Source organism: Mycobacterium sp. DHQP2018-32-09 (assembly GCF_058148405.1).
In genome coordinates this window covers 35,732-53,246 of the sequence record NZ_JBYVYK010000030.1, presented here as the reverse complement: position 1 = coordinate 53,246, position 17,515 = coordinate 35,732, and the positions used below count along the sequence as shown (strand labels likewise).

The 17,515-nt window shown below is 69.7% G+C and carries 16 protein-coding genes and 2 tRNA genes; 12 read left to right on the top strand and 6 right to left on the bottom strand.

Annotated elements, in window-relative coordinates:
• Positions 1 to 212 precede the first annotated feature (212 nt).
• The 7 genes from AC30CM_RS15925 (at position 213) to pknB (ending at position 9,918) form a co-directional block, all read left to right on the top strand.
• The gene (locus AC30CM_RS15925; RefSeq protein WP_490117887.1) at positions 213 to 1,673 is read left to right on the top strand and encodes an FHA domain-containing protein; all 1,461 of its coding nucleotides are present in this window, start codon (positions 213 to 215) and stop codon (positions 1,671 to 1,673) included.
• A gap of 134 nt (positions 1,674 to 1,807) precedes the next feature.
• Complete coding sequence (locus AC30CM_RS15920) at positions 1,808 to 2,275, top strand: FHA domain-containing protein FhaB/FipA (RefSeq protein ID WP_490117861.1); 468 nt, start codon at positions 1,808 to 1,810, stop codon at positions 2,273 to 2,275.
• 13 nt (positions 2,276 to 2,288) lie between these two features.
• Positions 2,289 to 3,836, top strand: coding sequence for a PP2C family protein-serine/threonine phosphatase (locus AC30CM_RS15915; protein ID WP_490117860.1), 1,548 nt, complete (start codon positions 2,289 to 2,291; stop codon positions 3,834 to 3,836).
• Positions 3,833 to 5,251, top strand: coding sequence for an FtsW/RodA/SpoVE family cell cycle protein (locus AC30CM_RS15910; RefSeq protein ID WP_490117859.1), 1,419 nt, complete (start codon positions 3,833 to 3,835; stop codon positions 5,249 to 5,251). The genes AC30CM_RS15915 and AC30CM_RS15910 overlap by 4 nt, the downstream gene beginning before the upstream one ends.
• Positions 5,248 to 6,723, top strand: a complete 1,476-nt coding sequence (pbpA, locus tag AC30CM_RS15905; RefSeq protein ID WP_490117858.1) for a D,D-transpeptidase PbpA — start codon at positions 5,248 to 5,250, stop codon at positions 6,721 to 6,723. The genes AC30CM_RS15910 and pbpA overlap by 4 nt, the downstream gene beginning before the upstream one ends.
• Positions 6,720 to 8,039, top strand: coding sequence for a protein kinase domain-containing protein (locus AC30CM_RS15900; protein ID WP_490117857.1), 1,320 nt, complete (start codon positions 6,720 to 6,722; stop codon positions 8,037 to 8,039). The genes pbpA and AC30CM_RS15900 overlap by 4 nt, the downstream gene beginning before the upstream one ends.
• A gap of 7 nt (positions 8,040 to 8,046) precedes the next feature.
• Positions 8,047 to 9,918 (top strand): Stk1 family PASTA domain-containing Ser/Thr kinase, encoded by a 1,872-nt coding sequence (gene pknB, locus AC30CM_RS15895; protein ID WP_490117856.1) that lies wholly within the window; start codon positions 8,047 to 8,049, stop codon positions 9,916 to 9,918.
• A 9-nt stretch (positions 9,919 to 9,927) separates the two neighbouring features.
• Here pknB and AC30CM_RS15890 read toward each other — a convergent pair whose 3' ends face one another.
• Positions 9,928 to 10,593, bottom strand: a complete 666-nt coding sequence (locus AC30CM_RS15890; RefSeq protein ID WP_490117855.1) for an aminodeoxychorismate/anthranilate synthase component II — start codon at positions 10,591 to 10,593, stop codon at positions 9,928 to 9,930.
• A 46-nt stretch (positions 10,594 to 10,639) separates the two neighbouring features.
• Entirely contained in the window at positions 10,640 to 11,413 is a 774-nt protein-coding gene (locus tag AC30CM_RS15885; RefSeq protein ID WP_490117854.1) for a DUF881 domain-containing protein, read from the bottom strand.
• A gap of 143 nt (positions 11,414 to 11,556) precedes the next feature.
• On the opposite strand from AC30CM_RS15885, the gene crgA reads away from it, so the two are divergent.
• Positions 11,557 to 11,841, top strand: a complete 285-nt coding sequence (crgA, locus tag AC30CM_RS15880) for a cell division protein CrgA (protein ID WP_490117853.1) — start codon at positions 11,557 to 11,559, stop codon at positions 11,839 to 11,841.
• Between the two features lie 155 nt (positions 11,842 to 11,996).
• Complete coding sequence (locus tag AC30CM_RS15875; RefSeq protein WP_490117852.1) at positions 11,997 to 12,413, top strand: PH domain-containing protein; 417 nt, start codon at positions 11,997 to 11,999, stop codon at positions 12,411 to 12,413.
• Positions 12,414 to 12,479: 66 nt separating this feature from the next.
• Here AC30CM_RS15875 and AC30CM_RS15870 read toward each other — a convergent pair whose 3' ends face one another.
• On the bottom strand, positions 12,480 to 13,025 hold the full coding sequence (locus tag AC30CM_RS15870) for a peptidylprolyl isomerase (protein WP_490117851.1): 546 nt from the start codon (positions 13,023 to 13,025) through the stop codon (positions 12,480 to 12,482).
• Positions 13,026 to 13,158: 133 nt separating this feature from the next.
• Here AC30CM_RS15870 and AC30CM_RS15865 point away from each other — a divergent pair, with 133 nt between their 5' ends.
• The 3 genes from AC30CM_RS15865 (at position 13,159) to cwsA (ending at position 16,059) form a co-directional block, all read left to right on the top strand.
• Entirely contained in the window at positions 13,159 to 13,323 is a 165-nt protein-coding gene (locus AC30CM_RS15865) for a hypothetical protein (RefSeq protein WP_490117850.1), read from the top strand.
• Positions 13,324 to 13,381: 58 nt separating this feature from the next.
• Positions 13,382 to 15,547: a catalase gene (locus AC30CM_RS15860; protein WP_490117849.1), complete on the top strand. Its 2,166-nt coding sequence runs from the start codon at positions 13,382 to 13,384 to the stop codon at positions 15,545 to 15,547.
• Between the two features lie 89 nt (positions 15,548 to 15,636).
• Entirely contained in the window at positions 15,637 to 16,059 is a 423-nt protein-coding gene (gene cwsA / locus AC30CM_RS15855; RefSeq protein ID WP_490117848.1) for a cell wall synthesis protein CwsA, read from the top strand.
• A 133-nt stretch (positions 16,060 to 16,192) separates the two neighbouring features.
• On the opposite strand, the gene AC30CM_RS15850 is transcribed toward cwsA, so the two are convergent.
• The 3 genes from AC30CM_RS15850 to AC30CM_RS15840 form a co-directional block, all read right to left on the bottom strand.
• A tRNA-Ala gene (locus tag AC30CM_RS15850) sits at positions 16,193 to 16,265 on the bottom strand.
• A gap of 138 nt (positions 16,266 to 16,403) precedes the next feature.
• A tRNA-Ile gene (locus AC30CM_RS15845) sits at positions 16,404 to 16,477 on the bottom strand.
• Positions 16,478 to 16,548: 71 nt separating this feature from the next.
• Entirely contained in the window at positions 16,549 to 17,499 is a 951-nt protein-coding gene (locus AC30CM_RS15840) for a DUF3566 domain-containing protein (RefSeq protein WP_490117847.1), read from the bottom strand.
• Between the last annotated feature and the right edge of the window lie 16 nt (positions 17,500 to 17,515).

The following is a 17,515-nucleotide window of genomic DNA, read 5'->3' as shown; positions in this document are numbered from 1 at the left end:
ACGCTCGAAAGGCTATCACGCACCCCGGCGTTCTCCGAAAACGCACGGTCGCGCACCGCCTGCACCGTCGTGACCTGGCGTTAGTGGATTCTCAGAGTTCCCGTGGTCACGTCTTGGCAGCCACGGCCGATACCATGCCCGTAGACATTCGGCGCCTCGACACGCAGGCGTCCGGTGACCGACGACGAGAACGAGACGAGGTGGGCGCGGACATGGGTCTGGTCGGCCGCTTCGAACGACGTCTCGAATCCAGCGTCGGTGATGCCTTCGCCCGCGTCTTCGGCGGGGCCATCGTGCCGCAGGAAGTGGAGATCGGGCTACGGCGCGAGGCCGAGGCGAAGGTGCGCGAGCTGGGCGGCGGTCACATTTTGGCACCGAACGACTACGTCATTACCCTCAGTGTGCCCGATCATCAGAAGGTAAGTGCCGACCCCGACCTCACGCCGTTCAGTTTTGCCAAACACCTGGAGGGATACATCCATGACCAAGGGTGGCAAACGTATGGTGAGGTGGTCGTTCGATTCGAGGCGGCCCCGCACCTGCACACCGGCCAATTCCGCGTGCGCGGAGCGGTCAACCCCGACGTCACGTCGGACCAGCAGCCAGACTCGAAGGGCGCACCCGCCCCTGCATCATCAGACCACGCGAACACCGCAGAACCAGGAGTTCCAACGATGAGTGACAACCCGAGCTACCGCGGCGGCGGCCAGGGGCAAGGTCAGCAGCCCGGCGACGACTACTACGACTACGGCCGCCAGGGCGAGCGTCCCTACGCCCCCCAGGAGCAGCAGGGTGGCGGCTACCCGCCCCAGGGCGCTCCCGGATACCCGCCGCGGCAGGGCTACGAGCAGGGCGGCTACCCCGAACAGGGCGGCTACGCCGCCGAGCAGGGCGGCGGCTACGGCGAGCAGCAGGGCGGTTACTCCGAGCAGGGTTACCCGCCGCCGTCGTACGACCAGCGTCCTCCCGCCGCCGGTGGCTACGGTCAGCCGCCCGCCCAGCAGGGCTACGGCGACGCCGGGTACGGCGCGCAGGGTTACGGCCAGCAGGGTGGCGGCCAGGGCGGCTACCCGCCGCCTCCCGCCGGGGAGTACGACTACGGCCGCCCGCCGGCCCGCCAGGATGACTACGGTCGTCCCGAGCAGCAGCGGCCCGGTTACCCCGATCAGGGCGGCTACCCCGACCAGGGTGGCTACCCGGATCAGGGTGGCTACGGCGGCGGTTACGGCCAGCCCGCAGGCGGCCAGGGCGGCTACGGCGGTTACGACTACGGTCAGCCCCCTGCTCAGGGCGGCTACGACGCCGGCTATGGCCAGCAGGGCGGCTACGACGCCGGGTACGGCCAGCAGGGCGGCTACGGCGGCGGTTACGGTGCCGGCGCCGCGGCGACCACCATCACGCTGCAGCTCGACGACGGCAGCGGCCGCACCTATCAGCTGCGCGAGGGCGCCAACGTCATCGGCCGCGGTCAGGACGCCCAGTTCCGGCTGCCCGACACCGGTGTCTCGCGCCGCCACCTCGAGATCCGCTGGGACGGGCACGTCGCGCTGCTGTCGGACCTGAACTCCACCAACGGCACCACGGTCAACAACGCCCCGGTCCAGGAGTGGCAGCTGGCCGACGGTGACGTGATCCGGCTGGGTCATTCCGAGATCATCGTCCGCGTTCACTGAGTCGCGGCCGCGCCGAAGCCGTTGCTTGTCGCTCGAACCGTAGGCCGTCCAAGTATCGTGACGTCGACGAAGTCGAGCGAACGGCTGCTCGGGCCTTCGACGCGTGATCTGGACGGTGACGGAGAGGACGTCGGATGCAGGGGCTAGTACTGCAGCTGACGCGTGTCGGTTTCCTGCTGCTGCTGTGGCTCTTCATCTGGTCGGTGCTGCGCATCCTGCGCACCGACATCTACGCGCCCACCGGCGCCGTGATGGTGAAACGGGGTCTGGCACTGCGCGGGACGTTGCTGCCCAGCAAGCAGCAGCGCAACGTCGCACGCGTGCTCGTGGTCACCGAGGGCGCGCTCGCCGGAACGCGGATCACCCTGGGCGCGCAGCCCGTCCTCATCGGCCGCGCCGACGATTCCACCCTGGTCCTCACCGACGACTACGCCTCGACACGGCATGCGCGGCTGTCTCCGCGGGGCCACGAATGGTATGTGGAAGACCTAGGATCGACCAACGGCACGTACCTCGACAGGGCGAAGGTGACTACGGCGGTAAGGGTTCCGATGGGGACGCCGGTACGAATCGGCAAGACGGTGATCGAGTTGCGCCCGTGAGCCGAGGAGGGAAATGACTCTCGTCCTGCGCTACGCGGCTCGTAGCGACCGCGGTCTGGTCCGCGCGAACAACGAGGACTCCGTCTACGCCGGTGCGCGACTGCTGGCCCTCGCCGACGGCATGGGAGGGCACGCCGCAGGCGAGGTGGCCTCCCAGCTGGTGATCGCGGCCCTGGCGCACCTCGACGACGACGAGCCGGGCGGCGACCTCCTCAGCCAGCTCAACGAGGCCGTGCACGAGGGCAACTCGGCGATCGCCGCCCACGTCGAGGCCGATCCCGAACTCGAGGGCATGGGGACCACCCTCACCGCAATCCTGTTCGCGGGCAATCGCCTTGGGTTGTGTCACGTCGGCGACTCCCGCGGGTATCTGATGCGCGACGGCGAGCTGACCCAGATCACCAAGGACGACACGTTCGTCCAGACCCTCGTCGACGAGGGTCGCATCACCGCCGAGGAGGCACACAGCCACCCGCAGCGTTCGCTGATCATGCGGGCGCTCACCGGCCACGAGGTCGAGCCGACGCTGACGATGCGCGAGGCCAAGGCGGGGGACCGGTACCTGCTGTGCTCGGACGGCCTCTCGGACCCGGTGAGCCGCGACACCATCGCCGAGGCGCTGCAGATCGAGGACGTCGCCGAGAGTGCCGACCGTCTCATCGAATTGGCGCTGCGCGGTGGGGGCCCGGACAACGTCACGGTGGTGGTGGCCGACGTCGTCGACTACGACTACGGGCAGACCCAACCGATCCTCGCCGGCGCCGTCTCCGGCGACGACGACCAGACGGCGCCGCCCAATACCGCGGCGGGCCGGGCGTCGGCGTTCAACCCCAAGCGCGCCGCACCGGTGAAACGGCCCGCCGTCGAACCCGAACCCGCCCCCAAGAAGCGCTCGCGCCGCACCCTCATCGTCGCCGTCACGGTGCTGGTACTGCTGGTGGTCGCCGGACTTGCCATCGGCCGCATGGTGATTCGCAGCAACTACTACGTCGCCGAGTACGACGGCGGCGTCTACATCATGCGGGGCGTGCAGGGCTCGTTGCTGGGCATCCCGATGCAGGAACCGTTCCGGCTGGCCTGCCTCGACGACCGCAACGAGCTGAAGATCATCGGCGTCGACGACAACCGCGACGGCTGTCAGCCGCTGCAGGTCGGCGACCTGCGCGAGTCCGAACGCGCCCAGGTGACCGCCGGCCTGCCCGCGGGTTCGGTGGACGAGGCCATCCGGCAGCTGCGGGACCTGGGCCAGGGCTCGCTGCTGCCGATCTGCACGCCGCCGGCCCCGCCCACCACGGTCACGTTCCCGGCCCCCACCACCTCGGGTGCGCCGGCGTCCGGCTCGGCGGGCACCCCCGTCACTCCGAGCGGGCGTCCACCCGTGCCGTCGGTGAGCCCGCGGCCGACCGCGACCGAGACCCCGACCACCGTCACCACCGCGCCGTCCACCACCGCGCCGTCCCCCGACTCCTCTACCAGCCCCGCCCCTCCGCCGTCGCCCACCGTGACGGCCCTGCCGCCACCCCCTCAGGAGCCGGGCACCACCTGCCGGGCTGCGTCATGACGACCCAACCGCAGGCCGCCGTCACCGTCGTTCCGCCAATGCCCAACCGGCGCAACGCCGAACTGCTCCTGCTCGGCTTCGCCACCGTCATCACCGCGGTGGCGCTGCTGATCGTCGAGGCCAACCAGGAACAGGGCCTGCGGTGGGACGTGCTGCAGTACCTCGTCGGATACGTCGCGCTGTTCGGCGGCGCGCACCTCGCGGTGCGCCGTTTCGCCCCGTACGCCGACCCGCTGCTGCTGCCCGTCGTCGCGCTGCTCAACGGGTTGGGCCTGGTGATGATCCACCGCCTCGACCTAGCCGCCGCACCGCTGTCCGAGGGCGCCGCGCCGGGCCCCAGCGCCAACCAGCAGATGCTGTGGACGCTCGTCGGCGTGGTGGCGTTCGCGCTCGTCGTGTTCTTCCTGACCGATCACCGGATGCTGTCGCGCTACGGCTACGTCTGCGGGCTCACCGGTCTGGTGCTCCTCGTCATCCCCGCCCTGCTGCCGGCGTCGATGTCCGAGCAGAACGGCGCGAAGATCTGGATTCGATTGCCCGGCTTCTCGATTCAGCCCGCCGAGTTCTCCAAGATCCTGCTGCTGGTGTTCTTCACCTCGGTGCTGGTGTCCAAGCGCAGCCTGTTCACCAGCGCAGGCAAGCACGTACTGGGTCTGAACCTGCCGCGGCCGCGCGACCTGGCGCCGCTGCTGGTGGCGTGGCTGGCCTCGGTGGGCGTGATGGTCTTCGAGAAGGACCTGGGCACGTCGCTGCTGCTGTACGCCTCGTTCCTGGTGCTGGTCTACGTCGCGACCGACCGCATCAGCTGGGTGGCCCTGGGGCTGATGCTGTTCGCCGCGGGCAGCGTCGCCGCGTACTTCGCCTTCGGGCACGTGCGGGTGCGGGTGCAGAACTGGATCGACCCGTTCGCCGATCCCGACGGCACCGGATACCAGATGGTGCAGTCGCTGTTCAGCTTCGCCACCGGCGGCATCTTCGGCACCGGTCTGGGCAACGGCCAGCCCGGCACGGTGCCCGCCGCGTCCACCGACTTCATCATCGCCGCGGTGGGGGAGGAGCTGGGCCTGGTCGGGTTCGCCGGCGTGCTCATGCTCTACACCATCCTGATCGTGCGCGGCCTGCGGACGGCGATCGCCGTGCGCGACAGCTTCGGCAAGCTGCTGGCGGCCGGGCTGGCGTCGACGCTGGCCATCCAGCTGTTCATCGTGGTCGGTGGCGTCACCAAGCTCATCCCGTTGACCGGCCTGACCACCCCGTGGATGTCCTATGGCGGATCGTCGCTGCTGGCCAACTACGTGCTGCTGGCGCTGCTGCTGCGCATCTCCCACTCGGCCCGCAGGCCCCTCTCGGCCTCGCAGGGTCCCGCACCCACGCCCATCGCCGCCGCGGGGACGGAGGTGATCGCGAAGACATGAACAGGTCTCTGCGACGCATCTCCATGGCGGTGATGGCGCTGATCGTGCTGCTGCTGGCCAATGCCACGTTCACCCAGGTGTTCACCGCCGACGGTTACCGCGCCGACCCGCGCAACCAGCGCGTCCTGCTCGACGAGTACTCGCGCCAGCGGGGCCAGATCACCGCGGGCGGTCAGCTGCTGGCCTACTCGGTGGCCACCGACGGCAGGCTGCGCTTCCTGCGCAAGTATCCGAACCCGTTCGCCTACGCGCCGGTGACGGGCTTCTATTCGCTGCGGTACTCCAGCACCGGCCTCGAGCGGGCCGAGAACTCGATCCTCAACGGTTCCGACGAGCGGTTGTTCGGCCGTCGGCTCGCCGACTTCTTCACCGGCCGCGATCCGCGCGGCGGCAACGTCGGCACCACCATCAACCCCGACGTCCAGGAAGCCGCGTGGGACGCGCTGGCCCAGGGCTGCAACGGGCCGTGCAAGGGTTCCGTCGTCGCCCTCGAACCGTCGACCGGGAAGATCCTGGCCATGGTCTCCGCACCCTCCTACGACCCGAACCTGCTGTCGTCGCACGACGTCGAGGAGCAGGGCCGGACGTGGGAGCGGTTGCGCGACGACCCGTCGTCGCCGCTGGTGAACCGCGCCATCTCCGAGACCTACCCGCCCGGGTCGACGTTCAAGGTCATCACGACGGCCGCCGCGCTGGACGCCGGCGCCAACCCCGACACTCCGCTGACGTCGGCTCCGCGAATCGTGTTGCCGGACAGCACCGCAACGCTGGAGAACTACGGCGGCACGTCGTGTGGCAACGGCCCCTCGACGACGCTGCGTGAAGCGTTCGCACGGTCGTGCAACACGGCCTTCGTGCAGCTGGGCATCGACACCGGAGTCGAGAAGCTCCGCAGCACCGCCGACGCGTTCGGCATCGACGCCGAGCCGCCCGCCATCCCGCTGCAAGTGGTCGAGTCGTCGCTCGGTCCCATCAGCGACGCCGCCGCGCTCGGCATGTCGAGCATCGGTCAGAAGGACGTCGCGCTCACCCCGCTGCAGAACGCCGTCGTGGCCGCCACCATTGCCAACGGGGGTGTCACGATGAACCCGTTCCTCGTCGCCGATCTCAAGGGCCCCGACTTGTCCAACCTCAGCACCACGGCCCCCACGGAAGCACGTCGCGCAGTGTCTGCGCAGGTCGCTACTACACTTACGGACCTGATGATCGACGCCGAGCAGGTGACTCAGCAGAAGGGGGCCATCGCCGGGGTGCAGATCGCTTCCAAGACGGGCACGGCGGAGCACGGTACCGATCCGCGCAACACGCCGCCGCATGCCTGGTACATCGCGTTTGCGCCGGCGAAGGCGCCCAAGGTGGCCGTTGCCGTCCTGGTGGAGAATGGCGGTGACCGTTTGTCCGCCACCGGTGGAGCCGTGGCCGCCCCGATCGGGCGGGCGACCATCGCCGCTGCGCTGCGGGAGGGATCATGAGCGCGCGCGTCGGAGTGATGCTGTCCGACAGGTACCGACTTCAGCGTCTCATCGCCACCGGCGGCATGGGGCAGGTGTGGGAGGGTCTCGACAGCAGGCTCGGCCGTCAGGTCGCCATCAAGGTCCTCAAGGCCGAATACTCCACCGACCCGGAGTTCGTCGAACGATTCCGCGCCGAGGCGCGCACCGTCGCCATGCTCAACCACCCCGGCATCGCCAGCGTGTACGACTACGGCGAGACCGAACTCGACGGCGAAGGGCGTACCGCCTACCTGGTCATGGAGCTCGTCAACGGCGAGCCGCTCAACGCCGTCATCAAGCGCACCGGACGGCTGTCGCTGCGCCACGCGCTGGACATGCTGGAGCAGACCGGCCGCGCCCTGCAGGTCGCCCACACCGCCGGCCTGGTGCACCGCGACGTCAAGCCCGGCAACATCCTCATCACGCCGACGGGTCAGGTGAAGCTCACCGACTTCGGCATCGCCAAGGCCGTCGACGCCGCACCGGTGACGCAGACCGGCATGGTGATGGGCACCGCCCAGTACATCGCGCCGGAGCAGGCGCTGGGCCGCGACGCCACCGCCGCCAGTGACGTCTACTCCCTGGGAGTCGTTGGCTACGAGTCGGTTTCGGGTCGCCGCCCGTTCACCGGCGACGGCGCGCTGACCGTCGCCATGAAGCACATCAAGGAGCAGCCCGCACCGCTGCCCGCGGACCTGCCGCCCAACGTGCGCGAACTCATCGAGATCACGCTGCAGAAGGAACCCGGCGCGCGGTACCGCACCGGCGGCGCGTTCGCCGACGCCGTCGCCGCGGTGCGCGCGGGCCGTCGACCCCCGCGTCCCAACCAGACACCGGCCATCGGGCGCGCCACCCCGGCGGCCATCCCGTCGAGCGTGCAGGCCCGCGCGGTCGACTTCGGCAGCAGGCCGCCCACGCAGGCGCGGCCGCGGCCCACCACCGGCAGCCACCGGCAGGCCCCGCCGCCGGCACGGCGCACGTTCTCCTCGGGGCAGCGCGCGCTGCTGTGGGCCGCCGGCGTCCTGGGGGCGCTGGCGATCGTCATCGCGATCCTCATCGTGCTCAACGCCCAGGACCGCAAGGACACGCAGCTGCCCCCGCCCACCATCACCAACACCATCACCACCGAGGCCCCGCCACCAGGTCAGAGCGGTGCGGAGGCGACGCCGTCGGCCATGACACCGCGCGGTGGGCTCCAGCTGGGCGATTCGACAGCCACGGGGGCGATCGTGGAAGCTTTGAGGCACGCGGAGGCGGCGCACCCCAGCGCCCCCCATGAGCAGATGTCGCGATGACGGCCCCATGACCACGCCACAACACCTGTCAGACCGCTACGAACTCGGAGAGATCATCGGGTTCGGCGGGATGTCCGAAGTCCACCTCGCCCGCGACGTGCGGTTGCACCGCGACGTCGCGGTCAAGGTGCTGCGCGCGGACCTGGCGCGTGACCCCAGCTTCTACCTGCGCTTCCGCCGTGAGGCGCAGAACGCCGCCGCCCTGAACCACCCGGCCATCGTCGCGGTGTACGACACCGGCGAGGCGGAGACCGCCAACGGCCCGCTGCCGTACATCGTGATGGAGTACGTCGAGGGCGTCACGCTGCGCGACATCGTGCACACCGAGGGTCCGATGGCGCCCAAGCGGGCGCTGGAGGTCATCTCCGACGCCTGCCAGGCCCTCAACTTCAGCCACCAGCACGGCATCATCCACCGGGACGTCAAGCCGGCCAACATCATGATCAGCAAGACCGGCGCGGTGAAGGTGATGGACTTCGGCATCGCCCGCGCCCTGGCCGACGCCGGCAACAGCGTGACGCAGACCGCCGCCGTCATCGGCACGGCCCAGTACCTGTCACCCGAGCAGGCGCGCGGCGAGAAGGTCGACGCCCGCTCGGACGTGTACTCGCTGGGATGCGTGCTCTACGAGATCCTCACCGGCGAGCCGCCCTTCGTGGGCGACTCCCCGGTCGCGGTGGCCTATCAGCACGTCCGCGAGGACCCCGTGCCGCCGTCGCAGCGGCATGCCGGCATCGGGCCGGAGCTGGACGCGGTGGTGCTCAAGGCGCTGACCAAGAACCCCGACAACCGCTATCAGAGTGCCGCGGAGATGCGCGCCGACCTGATCCGCGTGCACAGCGGCGAGGCGCCGGAGGCACCGAAGGTGTTCACCGACGCCGAGCGCACGTCGCTGCTGGCCGCCGCGCCGGTGGGCCGGCACGAGTCCACCGAGCGCATCCCGCTGCGCCGCCAGGGTCTGGAGCCCGAGCGCAGCCGGTCGGTGCGCCGGTGGTTGACCGTGGTCGCCATCCTGGCGGTGCTGACGGTCGTGGTGACCATCGGCATCAACATGTTCGGCGGCGGCACCCGCGAGCAGCAGGTTCCCGACGTGGCGGGCAAGACCGTCGAGGAGGCGCAGGCCGACCTGCAGAACCGCGGCTTCGAGACGCGCGTGGAGAACCACGACAGCACCACCGTGCGCCCCAACCTGGTCATCGACACCCAGCCGCCGTCGGGCTCGATGTCGGCCGCCGGTGACGTGGTGACCATCAACGTCTCGTCGGGCCCCAAGCAGGAGCAGGTGCCCGACGTCTCGACGTTCAGCCCGGAGCAGGCCGCGCAGAAGCTGCGGGATGCGGGCTTCGAGAACCTCAAGCAGTCGGAGTCACCGTCGACGCCCGAGACCAAGGGCCGCGTCATCGGGACCAACCCACCGGCCAACTCGACCTCGGCGATCACCAATCAGGTGACCATCATCGTCGGCAGCGGGCCGGGTGACCTGCCGATACCGGACTGCGCCGGCTTCAGCTTCGACGACTGCGATCGACTGTTGAAGACCACGGGCTTCACGAAGACCATCCGCATCGACATCGACAACACCAAGCCGCAGAACCAGGTCATCGGCACCGATCCCGCGGCCGGTCAGCAGGTCGCGAGGGACAGCTTGGTGCAGATCCAGGTGTCGCGCGGCAATCAGTTCGTGATGCCGAACCTGCGCAACATGTTCTGGGTGGACGCCGAGCCCCTGCTGCGGTCGCTGGGCTGGACCGGCGAGCTGATCAAGCTGCCCAATGCGCAGAACAGCGGGGCACCGACCAACGGCGTCGCGACGCAGGACCCGGCGGCGGGCACGCCGACCACGTTCGGCGCATCCATCACGATCAGCTTCGCGCAGTAACCCGCGGCGTCAGACGGCGCTGTGCGCCGTGGCGGCCCGCACGGTGTCGGCGACCTCCTGCTCGAGCCGCCGCACCAGTGCCTCGTCGGGCGCCTGGCCGCAGAGCTCGAGCCAGTTGGCCAGCATGCGGTGCCCACCCTCGGTGAGGATCGACTCCGGGTGGAACTGCACGCCGTGGATCGGCAGCCCGCGGTGGCGCACCGCCATGATCACCCCGCCGTCGGTGTGCGCGGTGGCCACCAGCTCCGCGGGCAGCGTCTCGGGCAGGATCGTCAGCGAGTGGTAGCGGGTGGCCGTGAACGGATCCGACAGGCCCGTCAGGACGCCGCTGTCGTCGTGATGCACCACGCTGGTCTTGCCGTGGAGCAGTTCCGGCGCGCGGTCGACGGTGCCGCCGAACGCCACCCCGATGGCCTGGTGACCCAGGCAGACGCCCAGCAGCGGGGTCTTGGCGGCGGCGCACGCCCGCACCAGCGGGATGGACGCGCCCGCCCGCTCGGGGGTACCGGGCCCGGGGCTCAGCAGGATGCCGTCGAACTCGGCGGCCACGGCGTCGCGATCGGCCAGGCGCTCGTCGTCGTTGCGCCACACCTGCACGTCGACCCCGAGCTGGCCGAGGTACTGCACCAGGTTGAACACGAAACTGTCGTAATTGTCGACGACGAGGACCTGCATCACCCCAGGTTACTGGGTATGCGCAACTCGATTGCGGGGTCGTCGCTCAGTAGCCCAGCGGCCCGGTCGGCTGGGCGTAGCGCATCCGCACGGGTGCGTCGTAGCCGACGAGGTCGACCGCCTGCCGAGGCTGCTCGGTGTAGCCCAGCCCGAACCGCACCACGTACTGGCGGTAGAGCGTCACCAGGGGAGCGGCGGCCAGGGCGGCCTGCATCGCACGGACGTCGCCGACCGCGGTGATGACGTACGGCGGGCTGTAGGTGCGCCCGTTGAGCAGCAACGTGTTGCCGACGCATCGCGGCGCCGACGTCCCGATGATGCGCTGGTCCTGCATCTGGATGCCCTCGGCGCCCGCGCTCCACATGGCGTTCAAGACCGCCTGCACGTCCTGCTGGTGCACCACCAGGTCGTCGGGCGAGGCGTCCCCGGGGAATCGGCCGTTGGCGTCGCGTTGGGCGTCGTTGAGGGTGACCACCAGCCCGGGGCCGCGCAGGGGCGCCACGCCCGCATCGGCGGCCAGCGCGTCGGCCCGTGCGGTGATCGCGGTCAGCGCCGCGGTGGCGCCGGGGGAGCCCCCGTGGTGGTTGTCGACCTCGGCGGCCAGGCCGTCGCGTTGCGCCGAGAGCCGGTCCACGGACTGCTGCGCCTCTCGCACCAGGTCGACCAGGCGTGGAGCGTCGCTGCGGCGGATCTCGGTGCCGCCGGACACCGTGTGGGTGGTCGCGAGCAGCAGACCGGCCCACAGGCACACCACGGGTACGCCGAATCGCCAGATCGAGCGCCGCCCCGGCGGGGGCGTCACGGCGGGCGTGTCCTGCATGCTGCCTCCCGTGTCGTGTCGGATGCGCGTCGGTGGACGTACCGGCCGTCCAGTCCGCTGAGCTACTCTCTTGGGTGCATCCGCTCCATCGTCGCACCATGAGATGGAAATCGTCGCAGTAGTCGAACCGCCTGAAGGTACCCATGCCCAAGTCGAAGGTCCGCAAGAAGAACGACTTCACCGTCAACCCGGTGAGTCGTACTCCGGTGAAGGTCAAGGCAGGCCCGTCGAGCGTGTGGTTCGTGGCCCTCTTCATCGGGCTGATGCTGATCGGCCTGATGTGGTTGCTGGTGTTCCAGCTGGCCGCCACCAACCCCGTCGACGCCCCCAGTTGGCTGACGTGGATGGCGAACCTGGCGCAGTGGAACTACGCCATCGCGTTTGCCTTCATGATCACGGGTCTGTTGCTCACGATGCGGTGGCGGTGACCCCGGCCGCGGGGCAGATGAATTCATCCCGCCGCCTGGTCGTTGTCCGTTTCGCAACCTGTTCGAAACCCAATCACATCGATGTGATTCATCCCCATTGGGGATAGCGCCTGTGGATAACCACGTCGGTCAAGCTCGCGGGGTGTGACGAGACCATGCAGCAAACATCCTGGGGTCCGCGCCCGGCATCCATCGCCGTGAGCGGAATCGTGGGCCTCGTCATGCTGGTGGCCGCTGTGACCGCAGTCACAGACGCTCCGGGACGCTTCCTCGCCGGTGTTGCCGGCGCCGGGCTGGTGGGCTTTGCAGTCGTTTCGTGGCGCGCGCGTCCAAAACTGGCAATCACCGGCGACGGCCTCGTCGTCCGCGGCTGGTGGCAGGTGCGGACGCTTCCGCGCACCGCGATCGCATCCGTGCGGATCACCGAGTTCCGCCGCATCGGCCGCAAGGTGCGGCTACTCGAGATCGACACCGCGCCCGACGACCGGCTGATCGTGTTCTCGCGGTGGGACCTGGGCACCGACCCCCTCGACGTGCTCGACGCGCTCACCGCCGCCGGCTACGTCCCCTGACGCGCGACGGCCGGACGTGCCATGCACGTCCGGCCGCGGCGGTCGAAGATCGGCTGCGCCGTCGAACTAGGAGATCGTGACCGACTCGATCACGACGGGCTCGGTGGGGCGATCGCCACGGTCGGTCGCCGTGGTCGCGATGGCGTCGACCACCTTCTGCGACTCCGGATCGACGACCTCGCCGAAGATGGTGTGCCGACGGTTGAGGTGCGGCGTCTTGCCCACCGTGATGAAGAACTGCGAGCCGTTCGTGCCCGGACCCGCGTTGGCCATGGCCAGCAGGTAGGGCTTGTCGAACTGCAGCTCCGGGTGGAACTCGTCGTCGAACTGGTAGCCCGGCCCACCACGGCCGGTACCCGTTGGGTCACCGCCCTGGATCATGAAGCCGGCGATGACGCGGTGGAACACCGCGCCGTCGTAGAACGGACCCGACGCACCGCCGGTCGCGTTCTCGGTGCTGTAGTCCTTGGTGCCCTGGGCCAGGCCGACGAAGTTGGCGACGGTCTTGGGGGCGTGGTTACCGAACAGGGCGATCTTGATGTCGCCGCGGTTGGTGTGCAGGGTTGCAGTCGCGGTCTGAATGGGGCTCGTCACGGAATCCCAGTCTGCCATTGCCCGCATGACGTCCGCCGACGCGGGTAGCCGCGACCCCATGCGCACTCGACCCACGCGACTGCCTCCGATCCTGGCGGCGGGCGAGTACGCCCACCAGGGACACGGACGGGGACACGGGCGGCGACGGGCATTGGCCACGGTGCTGATCGGCGAATTCTCGCAAAACTCAGCGGAATTCGAGACCGTCACCGCGGGCGTCCTGCGCCTCATCACCCCCGTTGACGTCCACGATCACGGCGTATTCACCTCGGGTGTCGCCGATTTCGAGGCGTTCCGAGACGTTTTCGACCGCTGACGAGGGGTACTGCGCACGGCACCCGATAAGCACGTACCCGTGCTCGAAAGGAGCCTCCGTGCCCCCCTCCCGTCGCCGCGACCAATCCGCGCCACCTCCCGTCGGCCCGACCGGAGACGCCGAAACGGCTGTGCCGCAGGATGTTCCACGTTCTCAAACCGGGCGCTACCTGACCACCGCACAGGGGGTCCGGCTACCCGACACCGATCACTCGTTGAAGGCCGGGCCGCGCGGGCCGACCCTGCTCGAGGGCTGCCACCTACGCGAGAAGATCACGCACTTCGACCACGAACGCATCCCGGAGCGCGTGGTGCACGCCCGCGGAGCGGCGGCTCACGGCAACTTCGAGGCCTACGGCAACGCCTCCGACGTCACGTCGGCCGCGTTCCTGGCCAAGGGCACGCGCACCGAGGTGTTCTGTCGGTTCTCGACGGTCCTGGGATCCCGGGGCTCGGCCGACACCGTCCGCGACACCCGCGGGTTCGCGGTGAAGTTCTACACCGAGCAGGGCAACTTCGACCTCGTCGGCAACAACATGCCGGTGTTCTTCATCCAGGACGGCATCAAGTTCCCCGACGTGGTGCATGCGGCAAAATCGCACCCGGACATCGAGATTCCGCAGGCGCAGTCGGCGCACGACACCTTCTGGGACTTCGTGTCACTGCACACCGAGGCCACCCACCACGTGTTCTGGAACATGAGCGACCGCGGCATCCCGCGCTCCTACCGCACCATGGAGGGGTTCGGCGTCCACACCTTCCGGCTGGTCAACGCGGGCGGCCGCACCAGCCTGGCCAAGTTCCACTGGAAGCCAGTGGCCGGGGTGCACTCGCTGGTGTGGGAGGAAGCCCAGATCGCGGCGGGATGCGACCCCGACTTCCACCGTCGCGACATGGCCGAGGGCATCGCCGCAGGGGCGCCGCTGGAGTACGAGCTGGGCATCCAGGTGATGCCCGACGACGGCACCGACGCCTACGAGGGCATCGACCTGTTGGACCCCACCAAGCTGGTTCCGGAAGAGCTGGTGCCCGTCCGCCGCGTCGGCAAGCTCACCCTCGACCGCAACCCCACCAACTACTTCGCCGAGACCGAGCAGGTCGCCTTCCACACCGGCAACCTCGTGCCGGGCATCGAGGTCACCAACGATCCGCTGATGCAGGCGCGGCTGTTCTCCTACCTGGACACCCAGCTCACGCGGCTGGGCGGCCCCAACTTCACGCAACTGCCCATCAACCGGCCGCACTGCCCGGTCAACGACATGCTGCGCGACGGGATGCACCAGACCGCGATCCACACCGGCATCGCACCGTACCGCCCCAACTCGCTCGACGACGGTGAACCGGTGGTCGCCGACGCCGCCGACGGCGGCTACGTCCAGACCCCCCGCACCGTCGAGGGTCCCGTGGTGCGGGCCAACCCGGCGTCGTTCGACGACCACTTCACCCAGCCCGCCATGTTCTACCGCAGCCTCACCGCCGTCGAGAAGGTGCACGTCGTCGAGGCGTTCACCTTCGAACTCGGCAAGTGCTACGGGCAGGCCGTCAAGGAGCGTCAGCTGCAGGTCCTGGCCAATGTCGATGCCGACCTGTGCCAGCAGGTGGCCCAGGGCCTCGGCCTCCCCGCCCCGAAGGGCACCCCGCCGCAGGACGTCGTCACCTCCGCGGCGCTGACCCAGGTGGTCACGGCCCCGGGTCCGGTGGCGGGCCGCAAGGTCGCGATCGTGGCCGATGCCGACTCCGACTTCGCCGGCATCACGCAGCTGACACGCACGCTCAGGGCCAAGGGCGTGGTGGCCCACGTGCTCTCCGCCGCCGGCGGCACGTTGAAGTCCGGGCGACGCACCCTGGTCGTCGAGCGCACGTTCGCCACGGCGCGCTCCATCGAGTTCGACGCGGTGGTGATCGCCGGTGGCACCGCGCCCACCACCGACATCAAGCTGACGGTGCTGCTGCAAGAGGCCCATCGCCACTGCAAGCCACTGGGAGCGTGGGCCGACGGCGCGGTGCTGCTGCAGGCGGCCGGCATCCTGCCCGACTCCGCCGGGGTGCTGGTCTCCGGGGCTGCGGACAAGTCGTTCGGTACCGACCTGCTCGCCGCCCTTGGACTGCACCGGGTCTGGGACCGGGCTGAGGCCGTGATGGCGTCTGCGGTACCGCCGGTCGCCGCGAAGGCGGCGCGGCAGGCCAAGAAGGCCGCACCCAAGCGCAGGGCCACCCGGGCGTGACCGCGTGGCCGTGGTTCTCGTGCACGCCCGCTCCCGGCGTCGGTACCGTTGTCGCACAGCACCGCTGACACCCGAGAGAGGCCAAGACCATGAGCCGCATCAAAGCCCCCGCACTGTCGCCCCGCGAGCGTTTCGCCAGGGGGTTGAAGTATTCGACGGTGGGCCCGGTGGACGTCACCAGGGGAGCGTTGGGTCTGAGCGTGCAGTCCGTTGGGTCGACCGCCGGGTGGGCGCGCGACCGGTACCGCAGCGGCAAGCTGCGCAAGGACCTCGAAGCGGCCCAGGAGGCCATCGTGGCGGAGTTGGCGAACGCGCAGCAGGCGGTCACGGCGCTGCCGGAGAAGCTGGACAAGGCCCGCCGCGGCAAGCGGCGCCCGCGCCCGGTCGTGCTCGCCGCCGCCGGCGTCGCGGTGTTGGCGGTGGGGGCGGTGACGTTCTCGATCGTGCGGCGCTCCACGCAGCCGGAGCCGTCGCCCCTGCCGCCGAGCGTGGACGTCACGCCCAAACCCTGACGGCCATCGAACGTGCGGCCATGGCGGGGCATACGCCTGATTCCCGCCATGGCCGCACGTTTGACGCCGGTCGCCCACCGCCGGAAACGACAACGGGCCAGACCTCTACGGTCTGGCCCGACGATCGGATGAGTGGAGCCTAGGAGATTCGAACTCCTGACATCTGCCTTGCAAAGGCAGCGCTCTACCAACTGAGCTAAGGCCCCTTGGGGGTCAGTGTGACTGTTCTGCGGCGACGTGCCAGACCTCGTCACGGGTGCGGGACCGGATGATCAGCACACCCGCCACCACCGTGGCCAGTACGACGAACCGCCTCACGGCACACCTTCCTGGAGGGAAAACCGTGGGCCTAGGAGGACTCGAACCTCCGACCTCTTCGTTATCAGCGAAGCGCTCTAACCGCCTGAGCTATAGGCCCGGATGTCGCAAGCGACCGAGCGAGATTACCGCAAGCACCGCCCAACTCCCAAAACGGCAGCTGCCCGAGCATCAATCCCGATCGGCCAGCGTGACCTCGATGCCACCCACCAGGTCGGTGGTCAGGTTGTAGATGAACGCCGCACAGGTCGCCATGGCGGTGAGCAGCACGATGTTGACCAACCCGATCAACGCTGCGCCGCCGAAGATCGCCCCGCTGGACACCAGCTCGCCACCACTGCCGCCTGCGCTCGTCAGCAGGTCGCCCACGTTGCTGTTCAACTTGGTCCACACGCCCATACCGCCCAGGACGAGGTACAGGAACGCCACCGCGATCATCCACACGAAGAACAGCGCCACCGACAGCACCAGCGAAACCTTGAGCACGCTCCACGGATCGAAGCGGCGCACCTGCATGCTCGCGCGCACCGGACCACCGTGCGGCCGGTTCATCACCTGCGTCCGCGTCGCGGGTCGCTGCGGCGAGTCGGACGCCGCCTGCTTGCGCGCACCGGAACGCGCGGGACCGGAGAGGTCGGGCAGCTCGCTGCCGTACTTCTCCTTGCGCGGTTCCGGACGGGCGTCCTGCCGCTGCTCGGGACGGGCCTGTTCGGCACGGGGCTGCTCCGGACGGGGCTGCTCCGGACGCGGTTCCGGGCGGGGCGTATCCGGACGTTCGGTGCGCGGCGCCGCGTCGGCCTCGCGCGCGGGCGCCGCCGGCCCACCGGACATGAACCGGTTGATGCGGGCGTCCACTCCCGACCCGTGCCCCGGCGCCTCGCCGGTCCGCGACTGTGCCGCCGCCTGACCGGGACCCTGCGCTTGGCCGGGGCCTTGCGCTTGCCGGGCCCGTGCCGCCCCGCGCTGCCACGGCGGCACGTCGGCATGCTCGCCCGCCGGAGCGGCACGATGCGCGGGGCCGGTGGGCGTGCCCTCCGGGGACCCGGCGCCGGAACCGTTGGCGGTGCCACTTCCTGGCCCGTCACCCGTACGCGGGTGTCCCGGGTCGTTCGGTGAGGTCACCCTCGGCTCCTTCGCT

What these genes read in the sequence shown, in the direction of transcription:
- AC30CM_RS15925 (WP_490117887.1), top strand. Translation starts at nt 213, where the DNA reads ATGGGTCTGGTCGGCCGCTTCGAACGACGTCTCGAATCCAGCGTCGGT.
- AC30CM_RS15920 (WP_490117861.1), top strand. Translation starts at nt 1,808, where the DNA reads ATGCAGGGGCTAGTACTGCAGCTGACGCGTGTCGGTTTCCTGCTGCTG.
- AC30CM_RS15915 (WP_490117860.1), top strand. Translation starts at nt 2,289, where the DNA reads ATGACTCTCGTCCTGCGCTACGCGGCTCGTAGCGACCGCGGTCTGGTC.
- AC30CM_RS15910 (WP_490117859.1), top strand. Translation starts at nt 3,833, where the DNA reads ATGACGACCCAACCGCAGGCCGCCGTCACCGTCGTTCCGCCAATGCCC.
- pbpA (WP_490117858.1), top strand. Translation starts at nt 5,248, where the DNA reads ATGAACAGGTCTCTGCGACGCATCTCCATGGCGGTGATGGCGCTGATC.
- AC30CM_RS15900 (WP_490117857.1), top strand. Translation starts at nt 6,720, where the DNA reads ATGAGCGCGCGCGTCGGAGTGATGCTGTCCGACAGGTACCGACTTCAG.
- pknB (WP_490117856.1), top strand. Translation starts at nt 8,047, where the DNA reads ATGACCACGCCACAACACCTGTCAGACCGCTACGAACTCGGAGAGATC.
- AC30CM_RS15890 (WP_490117855.1), bottom strand. Translation starts at nt 10,593, where the DNA reads ATGCAGGTCCTCGTCGTCGACAATTACGACAGTTTCGTGTTCAACCTG.
- AC30CM_RS15885 (WP_490117854.1), bottom strand. Translation starts at nt 11,413, where the DNA reads ATGCAGGACACGCCCGCCGTGACGCCCCCGCCGGGGCGGCGCTCGATC.
- crgA (WP_490117853.1), top strand. Translation starts at nt 11,557, where the DNA reads ATGCCCAAGTCGAAGGTCCGCAAGAAGAACGACTTCACCGTCAACCCG.
- AC30CM_RS15875 (WP_490117852.1), top strand. Translation starts at nt 11,997, where the DNA reads ATGCAGCAAACATCCTGGGGTCCGCGCCCGGCATCCATCGCCGTGAGC.
- AC30CM_RS15870 (WP_490117851.1), bottom strand. Translation starts at nt 13,025, where the DNA reads ATGGCAGACTGGGATTCCGTGACGAGCCCCATTCAGACCGCGACTGCA.
- cwsA (WP_490117848.1), top strand. Translation starts at nt 15,637, where the DNA reads ATGAGCCGCATCAAAGCCCCCGCACTGTCGCCCCGCGAGCGTTTCGCC.